Below are 15,985 nucleotides of genomic sequence, written 5' to 3'. Positions count from 1 at the left end.
ATGAGAAAAGCCTATTTCGACTACGCCGGAAAGCGGCTCCTGCAGGCGATCGTCGTGATCCTGCTGTCTTATGTCTTCACCTTTGTCGTCGTCAGTATCCTGCCTGGCGATCCGATTACCAACGTCCTGAACAACCCGCAGAACGGCTTCACCCCGGATGAGATCAAAGAGATCATCGCCGCGCAGGGGCTGGATAAACCGATCCCCGTGCAGCTCTGGAATGCCTTTTCCGGCTTCATGACCGGCGATCTCGGTCTGTCGATGCGAACCAACCGGCCGGTGGCGACGCTGATTGCGGAGGTTTTGCCGTCGACGCTCGTGCTTGCCTCGGCGGGGCTCACGGTTGCGCTGTTCCTGGCGGCAATCATCGCCTATGGCACGCAATCTCTGCCCCGGCGGTTTGGTCAGGGATTGCTCCGCGGCTTCCCGTCGCTCTTCCTGTCGGTTCCGAACTTCGTGATCGGCCTGGTGCTGATCCATCTCTTCGGTTTTCAGCTCGGCGTCTTTCGCGTCATCCAGCCTGACAGTTTCTGGGCAACGCTTTTCGCAGCGATCGCCCTCGGCATTCCGATCTCGGCACAGATCGCCGAAGTCCTGATTGCCAATCTCGACCATGAATCCAGCCAGGACTATGCCGTCGTCGCGCGCGGACGCGGGCTCGGCCAGATGCGGCTCTTCGTCATGCACCTGCTCAAGCCCTCATCACTCCCGGTCATCACGGTCGTCGCTTTGACGATCGGCGAATTGCTCGGGGGCTCGCTGATCACCGAAACGGTCTTTGGGCGAAACGGGCTCGGCAGCCTGGTGCAGCGGTCGGTCAGCACGCAGGACCTGCCGGTTCTGCAAGCGGTCGTCTCGCTCGCCGCGGTGGTCTTTGTGGTCGTCAACCTGATCGCCGACCTCACCTACCCACTCCTCGATCCGCGCGTCAAACTTCTCGGTGGGCAAGCACGCCGCCCGACGACTGCTGACGACAGTTCTCCTCCCATCTCCAAGGCGGTAACCCCATGACACTTGCCTCTGTTTCCGCGACCCCGCGCGCGACGGCGATCGGCCGTCTGACGGGCCTGCGCGTGCAGCCTGTCGTCATTCTTTCTTTCCTGGTCGTTGCTGTGGCGATCGGCTGGTCTTTGGCGCCGTGGCTGTTTACCCATTACGATCCGGTGAACGGCACACCCGCTCAAAAGCTGCTCGGCCCAAGTGCGGCACACTGGTTCGGTACTGACCATCTCGGCCGCGACCTCTATGCACGTGTCGTCTATGGCACGGCCTCATCGGTGGCGAGCGCACTGATCGCGGTCGTCATCGGTGTCGTCGCAGGCGGGTCTGTCGGACTGCTGGCCGGCTTCTTCGGCGGCTGGGTGGACACGGCCTTTGCCCGTCTCGTCGATGTGTTGCTGGCGATCCCCAAGTTCCTGCTGGCGGTCATCGTCGTCACCGCAATCGGTTTCGACACGACCAACGCGGCAATCGCGACGGGCGTCTCCGCCGTTGCCTTGTTTGCCCGGGTGATGCGCTCCGAAGTCATCAAGACCCGGCAGGCAACATTCGTCGAATCGTCCTTCCTCCTCGGTGGCTCGCGCTGGCACATTCTGTGGCGCCATGTGCTTCCGAACGCATCGCGATCGGTGCTGCCGCTTGCTGTCTTGCAATTCGGCGATTCCATCCTTGTCATCGCCAGCCTCGCCTTCCTTGGCTACGGCGACCCGCCACCCGCCTCCGACTGGGGCCTGCTGATCTCGACCGGCAAGGATTACCTCAAGTGGCCCTGGCTTGTTTACGCCCCGGCCCTCGTCACGATCGCAACCGTCCTCTCTGTAAACAGGATCAGCCGATGGCTCCGCAAGACAGACTGACTTCGCTTTCAAACCGCGCGTCGACCCCGCTGTTGCGGGCCGAAGGATTGTCGGTCGCCTACGACACCCACAGGGTTGTGAGCAATGTCGGCTTCGAGCTCGGACGCGGCAAAGGTCTCGCGCTGATTGGCGAATCCGGATCGGGCAAGTCGACCATCGCTCGCGCCGTCCTGCGACTACTTCCAGCAACGGGACACGCCTCCGGCCGTGTCGAATTCGAGGGCCAGGAGCTACTGGGGCTTCCGGAGCGCCGCTTCCGCCCCTTGAGGGGACGCAGCATCGGCTTCGTGCCGCAGGACCCTGGCAACTCCCTGAACCCGGTCCGCACGATCGGCGCGCAGGCAATGGAAGCGGCCGCACTGCTGGACGAACCGGACAAGGCGCTTCGCAAGGCATTGGTTCTGGAGACATTCGCGCAGGTCGGGCTCGACAATCCGCAGCGTGTCTACGACTCCTATCCGCATCAGCTTTCCGGCGGCATGCTCCAGCGCGTGTTGATCGGTCTGGCCGTTCTGCCGCGACCCTCGCTGCTGGTCGCGGACGAGCCGACCTCCGCACTCGATGTGACGATCCAGAAACGTATTCTCGACCTGTTGTCGAAATTGCAGGAGGAGTTACAGATCAGCCTTCTCCTGATCACCCATGATCTGGCGATCGCAGCCGAGCGCGCGGATTCCATCGTGGTCCTCAAGGACGGCACCGTCCAGGAAGCCGGCAGTACCGCTACGATATTCTCCGCCCCTTCCTCGTCCTACGCCAGAAAGCTCCATGGTGACGTGCCGGCCCTCAACCCGGACCGGTACCGGTCGTTGCGAGAGCCTGGTTTCCGGCACCTCGGCGCTCGGCGCGAGAAGACACCGAAGATCGAGGTTGCCGGCGTAACGAAGAACTTCACCGTCGACGGCAAGGTTCTGAGCGCCGTCAACGACGTCTCGTTCGAAGTTCAGGCGGGAACGACGCATGCGCTGGTCGGGGAATCCGGATCGGGGAAGACAACGGCGATCCGGCTTCTGCTCGGGCTTGAGCAGCCCGATACCGGGAAGATCGCGGTCGGCGGCGAACAGGTCAACGGCAAGTCGCCCGAACAGCTGCGCTCAGTCTGGCGCCACCTGCAACTCGTCTACCAGAACCCCTTCACATCGCTCGATCCGACCTGGAACGTCGAGAGGCTCGTGCGCGAGCCCTTGGACCGCTTCAAGATCGGGACGCATCAGGAGCGGGCGCTTGTGGTGCGCAAGGCGTTTGCGGACGTGGGGCTGGGAGAGCATCTCCTGTCCCGCAAGCCCGCCGCCTTGTCTGGCGGCCAGCGCCAGCGTGTTGCCATTGCGCGCTCGCTCGTCCTGAAACCCGACGTGATCGTGCTTGACGAACCCACCTCGGCGCTCGACGTCAGCGTTCAGGCCGATATTGTCGAGGTGCTGCTGTCGCTGCAGGCCAAGCTTGGTCTTACCTATATCTTCGTGTCGCATGATCTGGCGCTCGTGCGCCAGCTTGCCCACACGGTCTCGGTCATGAAGCGCGGACGCATCGTCGAGCATGGCACCGTCGGCGAGATCTTCGACACGCCCCGCCAGCCTTACACCCGCTCGCTGCTGGAATCGATCCCGTCAGGGGCCGCGCGTTTTGCGCGAACCCAGCCCCCGCAGCAGCGACAGATCTTCAACGAGGAAAAGATCGCATGACCGTCATCGCCCCCGCCGCGGCACCGTCCGCATCATTCCGTCCGAAGAAGCGGCTTGGCTTCAACACGCGCGTCTCGTTCAACGACGAGACCGGCCCGGCTCACGGCTTGCGGGAAGGCATCGAACTTTTCAAGGCGGCAGAACGTCTGGGCTACCAGTCGGGTTGGGCCTATCAACGCCATTTCGACCATTATCTGTCCTCGCCGCTCCCCTTCTTTGCTGCAGCTGGCCAGCATACCAGCCACATCGTGCTCGGCTCGGCCGTCATTCCGATGCGCTATCAGGATCCCATCCTGCTGGCGGAAGCCGCAGGCACGACAGATCTCCTGATCGGCGGCCGGCTGGAACTGGCGATCTCGACCGGCTCCAACGCCGCCTTCGATGCCGTGTTCGGCACGGTCGGAACTGACGCCCGGACGGAAGCCAAGCGCCGTCAGGCCCGTTTTCTTTCCGCGGTCGCAGGCGAAGTTCTGCACACCGTTGCAGAACCCGGCCAGGGTGCCGCGGAAGGCAGCCAGCTGAGAGTGACGCCGCATAGTCCTACCCTTCGCTCGCGCATCAGGCAGGGTTCCGCCAGCCTTGGATCGGCGACCCGGGCGGCCGAACTCGGCATCGGGCTGATCGCCGGAACCGTACAGCATGACCACGCCGAGGGTGAGAGCTTCGGAGATTATCAGGCCCGCTGCATCGAGGCTTTCCGAGCCACCTGGCGGCGGGAACGGACAAGCGAGCCGCCGCCTGTCGCGGTGGCAGCGTCGATCCTGGTCGGCACCACCCCGGACCTTCGCGAAAAATACGCCGCCTATGATCTCGAGCGTCGCACCCAAGGCATTGCGGCATCGCGGCCGAAGGGCGCGCTTCAGCCGAGCGCGCGGACCAACCAGCCGCCGGGAAGCCAGATCTCACCGGTCTTTCACGGCACGCCGGACCAGGTCATCGAAGCGGTGCTCAGTGATCCCGGCCTTGCCGCGGCCGACGAGGTCGTCCTCTTTCTGCCGCCTGCCTTCGGTCTGGCCGAGAACATCCGTCTGCTCACCGATCTCGCCGGAACCGTCGCTCCAAGCCTCGGCTGGTCCCCTGACTGGTAAGGCCGTCGCTCGACTAAACCTCCCGCGCGAGGGATTAGAGAATATTTTCTATAGTTTCAATGGAAATAGAAAGACCTGTCTTCCTTACTCCTTAGCTGCCACCTAACTTTTGTCCAACATTCGACAATCAGAGGAGCTCCCATGTCCGCGGAATTCATCAGCGTTAGCTTTCCCAACGCCTCGAGCGATCTCAATCCCATGCCGGACGCTCCGGTCGATCCCCGCTATCTCGAGCGCTATGCACGCGCGCTCGATGACTACGGCTTCAACTACACGCTGATCCCCTACTCATCCTCTTCCTTCGACCCCTTCACCATTGGCGCCACCGTCCTTGCGCATACGAAGAACATCAAGATCATCGTCGCGCTCAGGCCCAATACCGTCTATCCGACGGTCGCGGCCAAATCGCTTGCTACACTTGACCAGTTGAGCGGCGGGCGCGTGGTCGTCCACTTCATTGCCGGTGGCAGCGATGACGAGCAGGCGCGCGAGGGGGACTTCCTCAATAAGGAGCAGCGCTACGAGCGGCAGGAGGAATATATCCGTATCCTGCGGCTTGCATGGAGCTCAACCGAGCCCTTCGATTTCGACGGGAAATACTACCAGTTCAAGCAGTTCCGCAGCGCCGTTCGTCCGACGAATGGGACCATCCCCATCTCGGTCGGCGGGTCGTCGGACGCCGCCTACCGGATCGGCGGCTCGCTCGGCGATATTTTTGGCCTGTGGGGCGAGCCGCTGGCGGAAACCAAGCAGCAGATCGAGCGCATCTACGCCGAGGCGGCAAAGGCCGGCAGGACCGACCGGCCCCGGATCTGGGTGACCTTCCGCCCGATCGTTGCCGAAACCGACGAACTGGCCTGGGAAAAGGCTCACCGGGTCCTCGACCGCCTCAAGGACAACCGGGAAAAGGGCCTTCATCGCGCGCCGCCCACCGCCCCTCGTCCCGCCAATGTCGGATCGCAGCGGCTTCTCGACATTGCGGCACGCGGCGACGTCCATGATCGTGCCCTCTGGTATCCGACGGTCACGGCGACCAATGCCTCCGGGGCAACTACCGCGCTCGTCGGATCGCCGCGCACGATTGCCGATTCGATCCTCGACTATATCGATCTCGGCGCCGACCTGATCTCTATCCGCGGCTATGATAACTTCAACGATGCCGTCGACTACGGCCGCTACATCCTGCCGCTGGTGCGCGAGGGCATACGCGAACGGGAAGAGGCAAAGAAGAAGGCCGCAGCCTGATGATTGCGCAGGACACGCCTTTCGATCCAAGCCTGCTGAGAGCGACAACGCGTGCTCTTGCGGACGCTGCCCCCGAGGCGGACCGGACCGGGGACTTCCCATGGGCAGGCATCCGTGCGGTTCATGAAAGCGGCCTGCTCGAAAGCACCGTCGCGGCGAGATATGGTGGCGCCGGCGCAACCCTTCACGACGTTGCAACGATTCTCACAGCACTCGGTCGCGGTGATCCGTCGGTCGCACTTATCAGCGCGATGACGATCTTCAACCACCTCGGCCAGGCAACGAAAAGCCATTGGCCGGAGGATCTCTACAGGCGCCTGCTTGCGCAGGCCAAAGAGCAGCCGCTGCTCATCAACGCCGCGCGTGTCGAGCCCGAGCTCGGCTCGCCCGCCCGCGGCGGCCTGCCGGCGACGCTCGCCCGCCGCACGGCCTCCGGCTGGTCGATCACCGGTCGCAAGCGGTTCGTCACCGGCGCCCACGGCCTGAGGCATTTTCTGGTCTGGGCGCACACCGACGAGGCGCCGGCCCGTGTCGGAACATTTGTCGTGCCGAACAAGCTTTCGGGCATCCGCGTCATCGAGAACTGGAACAGCCTTGGCATGCGCGCCTCCGGCTCTCACGACGTCGAATATACCGATGTCGAGATCCCGCTCGAGAACGTGATCGATCTCGTCGATCCGTCCGTTGCACAGCAGGATAATCGCGCCCATGCAGCAATCACGCTGGCACTGACTGCGCTTTATCTCGGAGTGGCCGAAGCCGCTCAGGAAGCGTTCATCCGCTTTGCCCACGAGCGGGTGCCGACCAACCTTGGTCATCCGATCGCACGCACGGAACGCTTCGTGACGCTTTCCGGTGAGATCGATCTGCTCGTCTCCGGTGCCCGGCAGATCATTTTCGATGCCCTGAGGGATAAGCATGCCGATGCCGAGAAGCACATAAGGGCCCGGTTGATCGCAGGCCGGCAACTGCGCGACGCGGTTCAGGTTGCTGTTCGCGGGATCGGCAATCCCGGTCTCGGAAACGAACTGGGGCTGGAGCGCCACTTCCGCGACATTCAATCGGTGCTCGTCCATGCCCCGCAGGAGGACACATCCATCTCCATGCTCGGGCGCGCAGCCTTCGAACGTTGGAAGAGCGAAAAGGACACGCCGTCGGCTCCTCCGCTCAATCTCGCCGTATTGAAAACGGCCTGATCATGACACGCTACATCATAATCGGCGCCGGCGCAGTCGGCGCGAGCCTTGCGGCCGAGTTCGAAACGCACGCCATCCCCTATGTCCTGGTCGGGCGCGGCGCCCAGATCACCCATATTGCAAGGCACGGTCTTTCCTATCGCCGCCCGGCAGAAGACAGGATCGTGCGGCTCAACACCGCCGATACGGCCGCACCGCCGGCGCTCCGGCGAGGCGATATCCTCGTCCTTGCGGTCAAGGCGCAGGATGTCGAGGCTGCGACCGAGTTCTGGGCCTGGCGGGATGTCGAGGGGTCAGGCTTCGCATCAGAACTGCCACTCGTGACGCTGCAAAATGGACTTGCTGCGGAAGATATCGCCCTGCGGCGCTTCGATCGCGTTTATGCGGCCAGTATCCGCATTCCGGCGCGCTACACGGTCACCGGCGAGGTGGTCGTCGGGGGCGAGCCGAATGTCGGCATCGTCGCCCTTGGATGCTACCCTGCAGGTCTCGACGATACGGCCCTGTCGATCGTCGCGGATCTTGCGAAGGCCGGCTATCTTGCCGAAGCGCGTCCGGATATCCGGCGATGGAAGGCTGCCAAGCTGGAGCACAACGTCGCCAATGCGGTCGAACTGTTCGCCGGTCCTCCTGAGCTTCGTTTAAAAGCGGCGGCAAGCCTCGCGAAAGAGGCGCGCGCTGTTCTCGTGGCCGCCGGTTATGATCCGGCCGCACCATCGGAATGGACGATCGACATCTCGTCCTGGCGCGTCGCCCCCGAGAGCGGCATAAAGCCCGGCCAGCAATCGACCTGGCAAAGTTTCACCCGTGGCACCTCAAGCGAGGTCGATTACCTGAACGGCGAAATCGTCAGGCTCGCCCGCATCCATGGCATAGCGGCTCCTCTCAACGCAGCCTTCCAGCAGGCGGCAGCAAGGCTTGCACTCGAGGGCCGTAAACCGGGCACGAGCGATATAGCCGAGATCTACCCGATCGTTGCCGGCAGTGCTGCACTTTAGCCTGTCAGCTATCTTTAAAACCGACCGAAAGGAAGAATATGGGAACCCCAAGGATCGTCGCAATATCGGGAAGCTTCAGCCGGCCGTCGAAAACCACAGCGCTCGTGCAGCATATTGCCGGACGGGCAAGCGATCGCTACAGCTTTGATAGCGTCACTTACGACATGGTCGATATCGGACCATCGCTCGGCACTGCGCTTTGGCGCAAACAGCTCGACGACCGGGCTCAACATGTCCTCAAAGAGATTGTCGATGCCGATATCCTGGTCATCGGCGCACCGACCTATAAGGGCTCCTACCCCGGCCTCTTCAAGCATTTGATCGATCTCATCGATCCTCATGAACTGCGGTCGAAGCCGATCCTCATCACGGCCACGGGCGGTGGTGATCGCCACGCGCTGATGGTGGAGCACCAGCTTCGTCCCCTATTCGGGTTCTTCATGGCCCACACCCTGCCCACTGCGGTGTATGCATCGGATCGCGACTTCGCAGACTACGCCGTTTCATCAGAGCAGCTCCTCAAACGCATCGACGAAGCGGTCAATGAGATTGGCGCCTTCTTTCCCACGACAGCGGCCAATCGTGCGGCGGCCGAGTGAAACTTTGCTACAAAAAGGCGGTGCGCAACCGGGTCGGCACGATGGAAGCGCTCAAAGGGCGGCATTTGCTGGGTGAGGCGGCCCGCAGGCTCGGTTTCAAACTTCGCTGATACAAGCCATCCGGAGCGTCGCGTGGACCAAAGTCCCTGTGGCGCCTTTTGATTGCATCATTCGGCAGCGAGCATTTTCTCTGGGCGGATGTTCTGGGCCACGATCGCGTCGATGGTCTCAAGCGACTTCGCTTCCGCCAGCAGCCAATTGCGAAAGAGATCGACGCGCATGAGCTGCGACTTGTGCGTCGTCGTCGCGAAGAAATAGGACGATCTGACCGCTTGCGGGCTGCCGAAGGGGCTGACCAGCCGGCCGGATCTGATCTCGGCTTCGGCGAGCCTGATCTTGCCCAGTCCCAGCCCCTGCCCCGCCAGTGCCGCATCGAGAACGAGCGAGGATTGCGTGAGCCGAAAGCCGCCCTGCGGCGGACGAAGGGACAGGCCTTCGACGCGCAGCCACGCATCCCAATCCGGACAGGAATGGTCGTGCTCGGCGCCTTCTTCGTGCAGCAGGGGAACACCCTCGATCGCCTGCGGCCCGTCCCACAGCGAGTGCACATCGGCAAAGCCCGGGCTGCAAACCGGCAGCACTGCTTCCGAGAAGAGATGGTCGACGATCAGGCCGGGATAGGCGCCACTGCCGTAACGGATGACGCAGTCCGCATCGCCGGCGTCGAGATCGGTCAGATGCGTCGAGGCGTCGACCAAGATCTGCAGTCCGGGCGCGGCACGGCGTAGCGCATCGAGGCGCGGCACCAGCCATTTTCCCGCAAAGGATGGAGCGACCGAGACGCGGATCGGCTGCTCATGATCGCCCGCGGCAAACTGGGCCATTGCAGCAAGTACCGCATCGAAGGCGTCGGTGAGCCCGGGCATCAGCGAAAGCCCGGCGGGCGTGAGATGAAGCTGGCCGCGCGCGCGATGGAAGAGCGCCTGCCCGAGATAATCCTCCAGCAGTCTTATCTGCTGACCGACCGCGGCGGAGGTGACGTGAAGCTCTTCGGCCGCACGAATGAAATTCAGGTGGCGCGCCGTGGCGACGAAAGCACGCAGAGACGTCAGCGGCGGAAGCCGCGCAAGCGTCGGCTGGATGGTCTTCTTGCGGGTGTTGGCAAGCGTGTTCATGGAGCGATTGCACCACAATCACGCCCATGAAGACGAGAGCCCGTTTTGCTTGCGGCCGGACGGCGGAAACATTTTGTTTCATCCCGTGCCATCGCAAGAGAAGCAAAAACTAAAATCGAATAATTGTCTATCTGATTAGTAGATTATGCCTCTGGCCATATCCGGCTGATCGAAACGACGCGGGCGGTCATCTCGGCCGAGCGACCGGAGCGGTCGCTCGGCATTGACCGGCCTGTGGTCATCCGGTCGTCTTGCGGGTGCCGGAGCGCTGGTCAGGCGTCGGGGCTCAGCCAGATCTGACCGAAACTGTTGTTGATGCCCTGTGCGCCGGGCGCAAAATTCCTGACGCGCTTGCTGGCGACGATCTGCGCGCCCGCGGCCACGAGATCGACCGAGACCACGTCCTCGTGGATGATATGCTGGAATTTGTACCAGAGTTGCCGGCGCTTGCCCTCATCCGGTTCGGTCGCCGCAGCTTCGAGAATCTGGTCGACTTCCGCATTGGCGTAGTGGCTGGCGTTCGAGAAGGGCAGACCTATCTTGAAGTTCTTCGACCAGTAGGCGCGCTGGACGCCGAGCGTCGGATCGAAGGTATTCGACAGCGATTCGATCACGATATCCCAGGCCCGATCCGTGTAGACGGTTTTGAGGAAGGTCGCGAGGTCGAGCTTTATGACTTCGGCGTCGATGCCGATCGCCGCCAGCGACTGCTTGATGAAATCCGCATAGGACGGCGTCAGGAAGGGGTTATAGGCAAGGCGCAGCTTAAAGCGCGATCCGTTGGTTCCGCGAGGATAACCGGCGTCATCGAGGAGCTTATTGGCGAGCTTTGGGTCTAGCTCCCGCGCCTTGACGCTCGGGTCATACCATTTCGGCAAGGCCGTGCTGATGGGGCTCGGCGAGACCTGCCCGTAGCCGTAGAGGGCGATATCGAGCAGCTTCTGCAGATCGATGGCATGGGCAATCGCCAGCCGCACGTCCCGTTTCGTCAGGATTTCATTTTCATAGTTGAAGAACAACTGCTGCTGGGGTCCCGAATAGGCATAGGTCGTGGTGTCGACCACGAGGTTGGTATTGGCTTTCAATCGCTCGACGTCGGCGAGCGGCACCGGGTTGGCGCCGATATCGATCTCCCCCGTCTCCAGTGCGGCCGCTCGTGCCGCCGGATCAAGGATGACCCTCAGGACGACACGATCGAGATAGGGCTTCGGCGCATCCCAATAATCGGGATTGCGGTCGAATATCAGGTGACTACCGGGCTGCCATTCCTTGAGAATGAACGGCCCCGTACCGATGATCTGCGCCAGCTTGGGCTGCTCTTCCGGCTTGAAGGTCTCGTAGACATGCTTCGGCACGATCGGCGATTCCGAACTGCTGAGGGCTGAGATCAGATAGGGGGCGGGCTTGGAAAGGACGACCACAGCGGTATGAGGATCCGGTGTCTCTACCGCGGTGACGTTCTGGTAGGTAATGCGCCCGCGCGGATGAGCTTCCTTCAGGCGGAAGATCGTGAATTTCACGTCTTCGGAAGTAAAGTCTTTTCCATCGTGCCATTTGACGCCCTGGCGGAGCTGGAACATATAACGAAGGCCGTCATCGCTTGATGACCACGATGTCGCCAGCAGCGGGATAGGATTGAGGTTATAATCGAAATCGAAGAGCCCTTCGTTGACTTTCGGCCCGATTGCCTGCCCGGTGCCCGACGACGTGTTGATGGCGATCAGAGCCGATGGGTCGGGATAATAGGCCCAGTTCAGCGTGCCGCCCCTGACCGGAGTTTCCGCTGCCGCATCGGCGATGGCTGGAACGCCCCCAAATGCCAGGCCGGCACCGCTGAGGAGTAACAGGTGATTGAACTGGCGGCGATTGATCGACATCGAGTGTGCTCCGAAGATGGACGAAGCACCATGCTCCGCTGCGACGATGATCCGTGCAGACAGCCTGAAACCAAAGGCAGTTTTTCTATCGCCCTGCGAAAGCGATACTTGCCGATATTCACTTCCTAGCAGGAACTAACAGACATGTTGTAACGACAACATCATTACGGCTCCTGTAAAGATGATGTCGTTACGCTAGTCTGGAGGACGATTGGAGTTTCCTATGTCCACACCACGCACCAGTAAAAATCCAGAGCCAAGCGTACCACTGAATATCCGCATCAAGCCGGCGACCCGCAACTTGATCGACCGTGCGGCCGAGCTGCTTGGTAAGACACGCACGGATTTCATGCTGGAGGCTTCCGGGCGCCGTGCCGAAGAAGTGCTGCTTGACCGCACCGTCTTTACGGTCAGCCCCGAACTTTATGCCGAGTACCTTGCCCGGCTCGATGCGCCTGCGCAGGCCAATGAGCGCCTCAAACGCACCATGACAACCAAAGCGCCGTGGGACAAGGCGTGACCCTTAGCCGACCGGCGTCGCTGGCCGACGGTCACGAGCTGGCCGGCTTCGATTCCGGCGTCCCTGAGCTGGATGATTGGCTGTGTCGGCGCGCCCGCGCCAACCAGGCAAGTGGCGCATCACGCACCTTCGTCCTATGCGAGGGAAACCGCGTTATCGCTTACTATGCGCTAGCCTCCGGTGCGGTGAGGCAGTTGGAAGTACCTGGCCGTTTCCGGCGTAACATGCCGGATCCGATTCCGGTCGCCGTCATCGGCCGCCTCGCCATCGACAAGACTTATCAAGGGCGCGGCATCGGCAGGGCATTGGTTCGCGACGCAGGCCTACGCCTGCTCAATGCCGCTGAAATCCTGGGCATACGAGGCGTGCTGGTGCATGCGATATCCGACGATGCGCGAGCCTTCTACGCGGCGGTCGGCTTCCTGCCTTCGCCGCTCGATCCCATGATGCCGATGATCGGGCTGCATGATCTCAACAGCGCTCTGAGTTTCTGAGAGCAGCGGCCAACCCCAACAATCAATTTAGAAGACCCTCCCCTCCTTGAGATGGGTGGTCGTTCCGTTGAGCAGATAATCCCCCACGACCCGCGACTTGTGCAGCAGCGGGTTGTGGTTGAGCACGGTTCTGATGTTGCGCCAGTGGCGGTCGAAATTATTGTTGCGTGAAGTTGCGGAGCCGCCACCCAGTTCGAACATGCGCTCGGCGCTGCGGCAGCCGAGCTGGCCGAGCAGGAGCTGCGTGCGCGCCGTCGCCAGCGCGCTCGCGACGAGCGCTTCCTCGATCCCGTCCTCGTTGCCTACGGCAAAGGCGGCGACGGTGCGGTCCAAAGCCGCGGCCGCCGCGGAGATCGCCGTATCGATGGCAAAGGAATTGGCAGCGATTTCCCCGATGATCTGCTGAACGAAGGGATCCTGGTTCGCCGTCTCGGCCGCGCTGTGGGCGGCGGTGCGCGCCTGACGGCGCACATAATCGATGCCGTCCGCAAGGACGTTGCGGACGGCGCCGGCAGCACTTGCGGCCAGGTGAAGTTGCCGCAACGTCGAGCAATGACGCCCAACCTGGCTATCGAGGCCGCGACGGGTGAACTCATGCGGAAATACTTCGACATTCTCCAGGAGAACGCCGCCGCTCGCCGTCAGCCGCTGGCCCATGCCATCCCAATCGTCGAGAATGCGGATACCCGGCCGATCGACCGGCAAGAGAACGCCGACGGTCTTGCCCTCTTCGTCGAGTGCGCTGAAGGAGGCGAAATCGGCAAAGGCCGTGCCGGTCGCATACCACTTGCGGCCGTTCAGCCGGTAGGTATCGCCCTGGCGGGCGATCGTCGTCGTCACCTGCCCCGGCCGTGCAGTCCCCTGTTCCGTGTGGGCGCCGCCGAACAGTTTTCCCGCCAGTATCAGCTCGATCGCGCCGGCGTCGCGCTCACGCGGCTCGCTCAGAATGACGTTTTCGACATAGTTGAAATGCGACCGGAGGGCGTGCGCGACATTGGAATCCGCAGCACCGATGGTCGCGATCATCTCGATGTAATCCGCCACCTGACCACCAGGTCCGCCAAGCGCCACCGGAATGCGCAGGGTGCCGAGTTCCAGCTCGCGGAACAGCCTGAAAGCTTCGAACGGCAGTTCACGGTTGAGGTCGCGCTCCGCCGCGCCTTTGGCGACTTCTGCCGCGAAGGCGGGAATACGCGCGAGCAATTCCTCGCGCGTCGGGCGTCCGGTGGCCTGCAATTTGGCTATGCTCAAGCGATCTTCTCCCGAAAATAAAAGCGATAGGCAGCCGAATGGCAATCCGGCTGCCCTGCCCGTCGATCATCCTTCGAAATAGATGTCGGCCCCGTTGCTCCAAAGGTCTTCGGCGCCAATTCTCAGGTTCTTGACCCGCTTGTCGTAGACGGTGATTACCGAGGGCGTGACGATGTCGAGTGTCGGCAGGTCCTCGACGACGAGCTTCTGAAATTCGTTGAAGAGCTGCTTGCGCTTGTTCGGATCGACTTCGATCGCGGCGGTTTCGAGAAGGCGATCCACCTCCGGGTTCACGTATTTCGAGCCGTTGGTGAAGGGCACGCCGGGCTTGAAGTTCTTCGACCAGTAGAGGCGCTGGATGCCGACTGTCGGGTCGTAGAGGTTGCTCATGCCTTCGATGGCAATATCGAAATCGCGATCGGTGAAGATGCGCTTCACGAAGGTTGCGAAATCCTGGGTGCGCAGTTCGACCTTGATGCCGACCTTGGCAAGCGCCTGGGCGAAATATTCCGCGGTCTGCTTGGGAGGACCGGAAGGTTGCGTCGGATCGATGAAGAGCTTGAAGCGGAAACCGTCCCCGCCGCGCTTGTAGCCCGCTTCGTCGAGCAGCTTCTCCGCCTTGGCCGGGTCGAAATCGTATCTCGGGAGATCCGGCGTATAGAATTTCACAAGATCCGGACTGACGGGACCGTCGAGCCGGGTCGCATAACCGAGATAAACGGTATTGACGATGAAATCCTTGTCGATCGCATGCGCGATCGCGTGGCGCACCCTGATATCGGCAAGATAGGGATTTTCCAGATTGAACTCGGCGCGCGCGATGCTCGGAGAATAGGGAGCTGGCTTGGTCTCGACGACGAGATTCGGATTGGCCTTGAGGCGGTCGATATCCGTCAGGGGAAGATTGGCTGTGGAAACCTGCACCTCGCCAGTCTCGATGGCGGCAACCGCCGCAGCCGGATCGATGATGAACCGGAAGATGATCTGGTCGAGGTAAGGCTTCGGCGCTCCCCAATAATCTTCATTGCGAACGAAGAGCGCATGGCTGCCGCGCACCCATTCGACGAATTTATAGGGCCCGGTACCGACGGGCGCGACGTTGTGCGGGTTTTCCGAGACCTTGGTGCCCTCATAGAGATGCTTCGGCACGATCGGGGATTCGAAGCTTGCGAAGGCCGTCAGCAGGTAGGGCGCAGGCTTGGAGAGAATGACTTCGACTTCGTGCGAATTGAGCACGTTGACAGCCTGCACCGTCGCGTAGGTGGCGCGTCCGCGCGGATGGTTTTCCTTGAGCGCAAGAATGGAGAAGGCGACGTCTTCGGCGGTGAAATCCTTGCCGTCGTGCCAGCGCACGCCCTCGCGCAGCTTGAACCAGTAGCGCAGGCCGTCATCGCTCACCTTCCATTCCGTGGCGAGCAGCGGCTGCGGGTTGAAATCCTTGTCATAGGTCAACAGGCTCTCGGTCGCCTTGCCGCTGATGTAATAGGCCGCTCCGGCGCTATGGGCGATCAGAACCAGGACCGGCGGCTCCGTGCCGATATTGATCGACACGCTTCCGCCGCGCGGCGTTTCGGTCTGCGCCAGGGATGCGTAGGGGAGAGCGGCCGCGGCGGCAATGGCAACGGTAGAAAGCAGGAAGGCGCGGCGCGTCGATGCCAGCGCCCTGGCATTTTGAATCGTCATAAGGATATCCCCAAGCGGCCGCTTCGGCGAGATGAAACAGCCTGTTTTCCCACACCCATCGACGGGTGAACGGCATGACGATATAAAATCTACTATTTTTATCGAGAAACTATATTTCTAATGTTGGAGAGCCTTTCGAAAAATGTCCCCCGCGGTTCTATGGCGGCGGGAGGTTTTCCCGCTTCAGACGGGCCGCTCCAGCGAACAAGCACACCGGGAAAGGTTTGGTTCGTCACCGCGAGACGCAAACGAAATCCTTATGATCGGCGCCACGACGAAAACTATCCCACAATTCCCGTGCAAAACGCAATTCACATAACC

At 61.8% G+C, this 15,985-nt stretch carries 14 protein-coding genes; 10 read left to right on the top strand and 4 right to left on the bottom strand.

Annotated features, from left to right (window positions below; genetic code table 11):
* The 8 genes from AAE029_RS21180 to msuE all read left to right on the top strand — a co-directional run bounded on the left by AAE029_RS21180 (position 1) and on the right by msuE (position 8,664).
* Positions 1 to 1,011, top strand: coding sequence for an ABC transporter permease (locus AAE029_RS21180; RefSeq protein ID WP_371074871.1), 1,011 nt, complete (start codon positions 1 to 3; stop codon positions 1,009 to 1,011).
* A complete protein-coding gene (locus AAE029_RS21175) occupies positions 1,008 to 1,856 on the top strand; it encodes an ABC transporter permease (protein ID WP_371074870.1) in 849 nt (282 codons plus the stop codon). Before AAE029_RS21180 ends, AAE029_RS21175 begins: the two co-directional genes overlap by 4 nt.
* On the top strand, positions 1,835 to 3,538 hold the full coding sequence (locus AAE029_RS21170; RefSeq protein WP_371074869.1) for a dipeptide ABC transporter ATP-binding protein: 1,704 nt from the start codon (positions 1,835 to 1,837) through the stop codon (positions 3,536 to 3,538). Before AAE029_RS21175 ends, AAE029_RS21170 begins: the two co-directional genes overlap by 22 nt.
* Positions 3,535 to 4,626, top strand: coding sequence for an LLM class flavin-dependent oxidoreductase (locus AAE029_RS21165; RefSeq protein WP_371074868.1), 1,092 nt, complete (start codon positions 3,535 to 3,537; stop codon positions 4,624 to 4,626). Before AAE029_RS21170 ends, AAE029_RS21165 begins: the two co-directional genes overlap by 4 nt.
* Positions 4,627 to 4,767: 141 nt before the next feature.
* On the top strand, positions 4,768 to 5,871 hold the full coding sequence (locus tag AAE029_RS21160; RefSeq protein ID WP_371074867.1) for an LLM class flavin-dependent oxidoreductase: 1,104 nt from the start codon (positions 4,768 to 4,770) through the stop codon (positions 5,869 to 5,871).
* A complete protein-coding gene (locus tag AAE029_RS21155) occupies positions 5,871 to 7,067 on the top strand; it encodes an acyl-CoA dehydrogenase family protein (RefSeq protein ID WP_371074866.1) in 1,197 nt (398 codons plus the stop codon). Before AAE029_RS21160 ends, AAE029_RS21155 begins: the two co-directional genes overlap by 1 nt.
* 2 nt (positions 7,068 to 7,069) lie before the next feature.
* A complete protein-coding gene (locus AAE029_RS21150; protein WP_371074865.1) occupies positions 7,070 to 8,065 on the top strand; it encodes a ketopantoate reductase family protein in 996 nt (331 codons plus the stop codon).
* Between the two features lie 38 nt (positions 8,066 to 8,103).
* A complete protein-coding gene (gene msuE / locus AAE029_RS21145) occupies positions 8,104 to 8,664 on the top strand; it encodes an FMN reductase (protein ID WP_371074864.1) in 561 nt (186 codons plus the stop codon).
* A 167-nt stretch (positions 8,665 to 8,831) separates the two neighbouring features.
* On the opposite strand, the gene AAE029_RS21140 is transcribed toward msuE, so the two are convergent.
* Together AAE029_RS21140 and AAE029_RS21135 are read right to left on the bottom strand one after the other, a co-directional pair.
* A complete protein-coding gene (locus tag AAE029_RS21140; protein WP_371074863.1) occupies positions 8,832 to 9,839 on the bottom strand; it encodes a LysR substrate-binding domain-containing protein in 1,008 nt (335 codons plus the stop codon).
* A gap of 272 nt (positions 9,840 to 10,111) precedes the next feature.
* The gene (locus tag AAE029_RS21135) at positions 10,112 to 11,716 is read right to left on the bottom strand and encodes an ABC transporter substrate-binding protein (protein ID WP_371074862.1); all 1,605 of its coding nucleotides are present in this window, start codon (positions 11,714 to 11,716) and stop codon (positions 10,112 to 10,114) included.
* Between the two features lie 223 nt (positions 11,717 to 11,939).
* Here AAE029_RS21135 and AAE029_RS21130 point away from each other — a divergent pair, with 223 nt between their 5' ends.
* Together AAE029_RS21130 and AAE029_RS21125 are read left to right on the top strand one after the other, a co-directional pair.
* The gene (locus AAE029_RS21130; protein WP_371074861.1) at positions 11,940 to 12,236 is read left to right on the top strand and encodes a DUF1778 domain-containing protein; all 297 of its coding nucleotides are present in this window, start codon (positions 11,940 to 11,942) and stop codon (positions 12,234 to 12,236) included.
* Positions 12,233 to 12,730, top strand: a complete 498-nt coding sequence (locus AAE029_RS21125; RefSeq protein WP_371074860.1) for a GNAT family N-acetyltransferase — start codon at positions 12,233 to 12,235, stop codon at positions 12,728 to 12,730. Before AAE029_RS21130 ends, AAE029_RS21125 begins: the two co-directional genes overlap by 4 nt.
* A 27-nt stretch (positions 12,731 to 12,757) precedes the next feature.
* On the opposite strand, the gene AAE029_RS21120 is transcribed toward AAE029_RS21125, so the two are convergent.
* Both AAE029_RS21120 and AAE029_RS21115 read right to left on the bottom strand, forming a co-directional pair.
* On the bottom strand, positions 12,758 to 13,981 hold the full coding sequence (locus AAE029_RS21120) for an acyl-CoA dehydrogenase family protein (RefSeq protein WP_371074859.1): 1,224 nt from the start codon (positions 13,979 to 13,981) through the stop codon (positions 12,758 to 12,760).
* A gap of 66 nt (positions 13,982 to 14,047) precedes the next feature.
* A complete protein-coding gene (locus tag AAE029_RS21115; protein WP_371074858.1) occupies positions 14,048 to 15,664 on the bottom strand; it encodes an ABC transporter substrate-binding protein in 1,617 nt (538 codons plus the stop codon).
* Positions 15,665 to 15,985: the final 321 nt, after the last annotated feature.

Source organism: Sinorhizobium sp. CB7, assembly GCF_041357635.1.
In the GTDB taxonomy this organism is placed as follows: domain Bacteria; phylum Pseudomonadota; class Alphaproteobacteria; order Rhizobiales; family Rhizobiaceae; genus Rhizobium.
The sequence above is the reverse complement of the archived record's forward strand: the minus strand, read 5'-3'. Positions and strand labels throughout refer to the sequence as shown.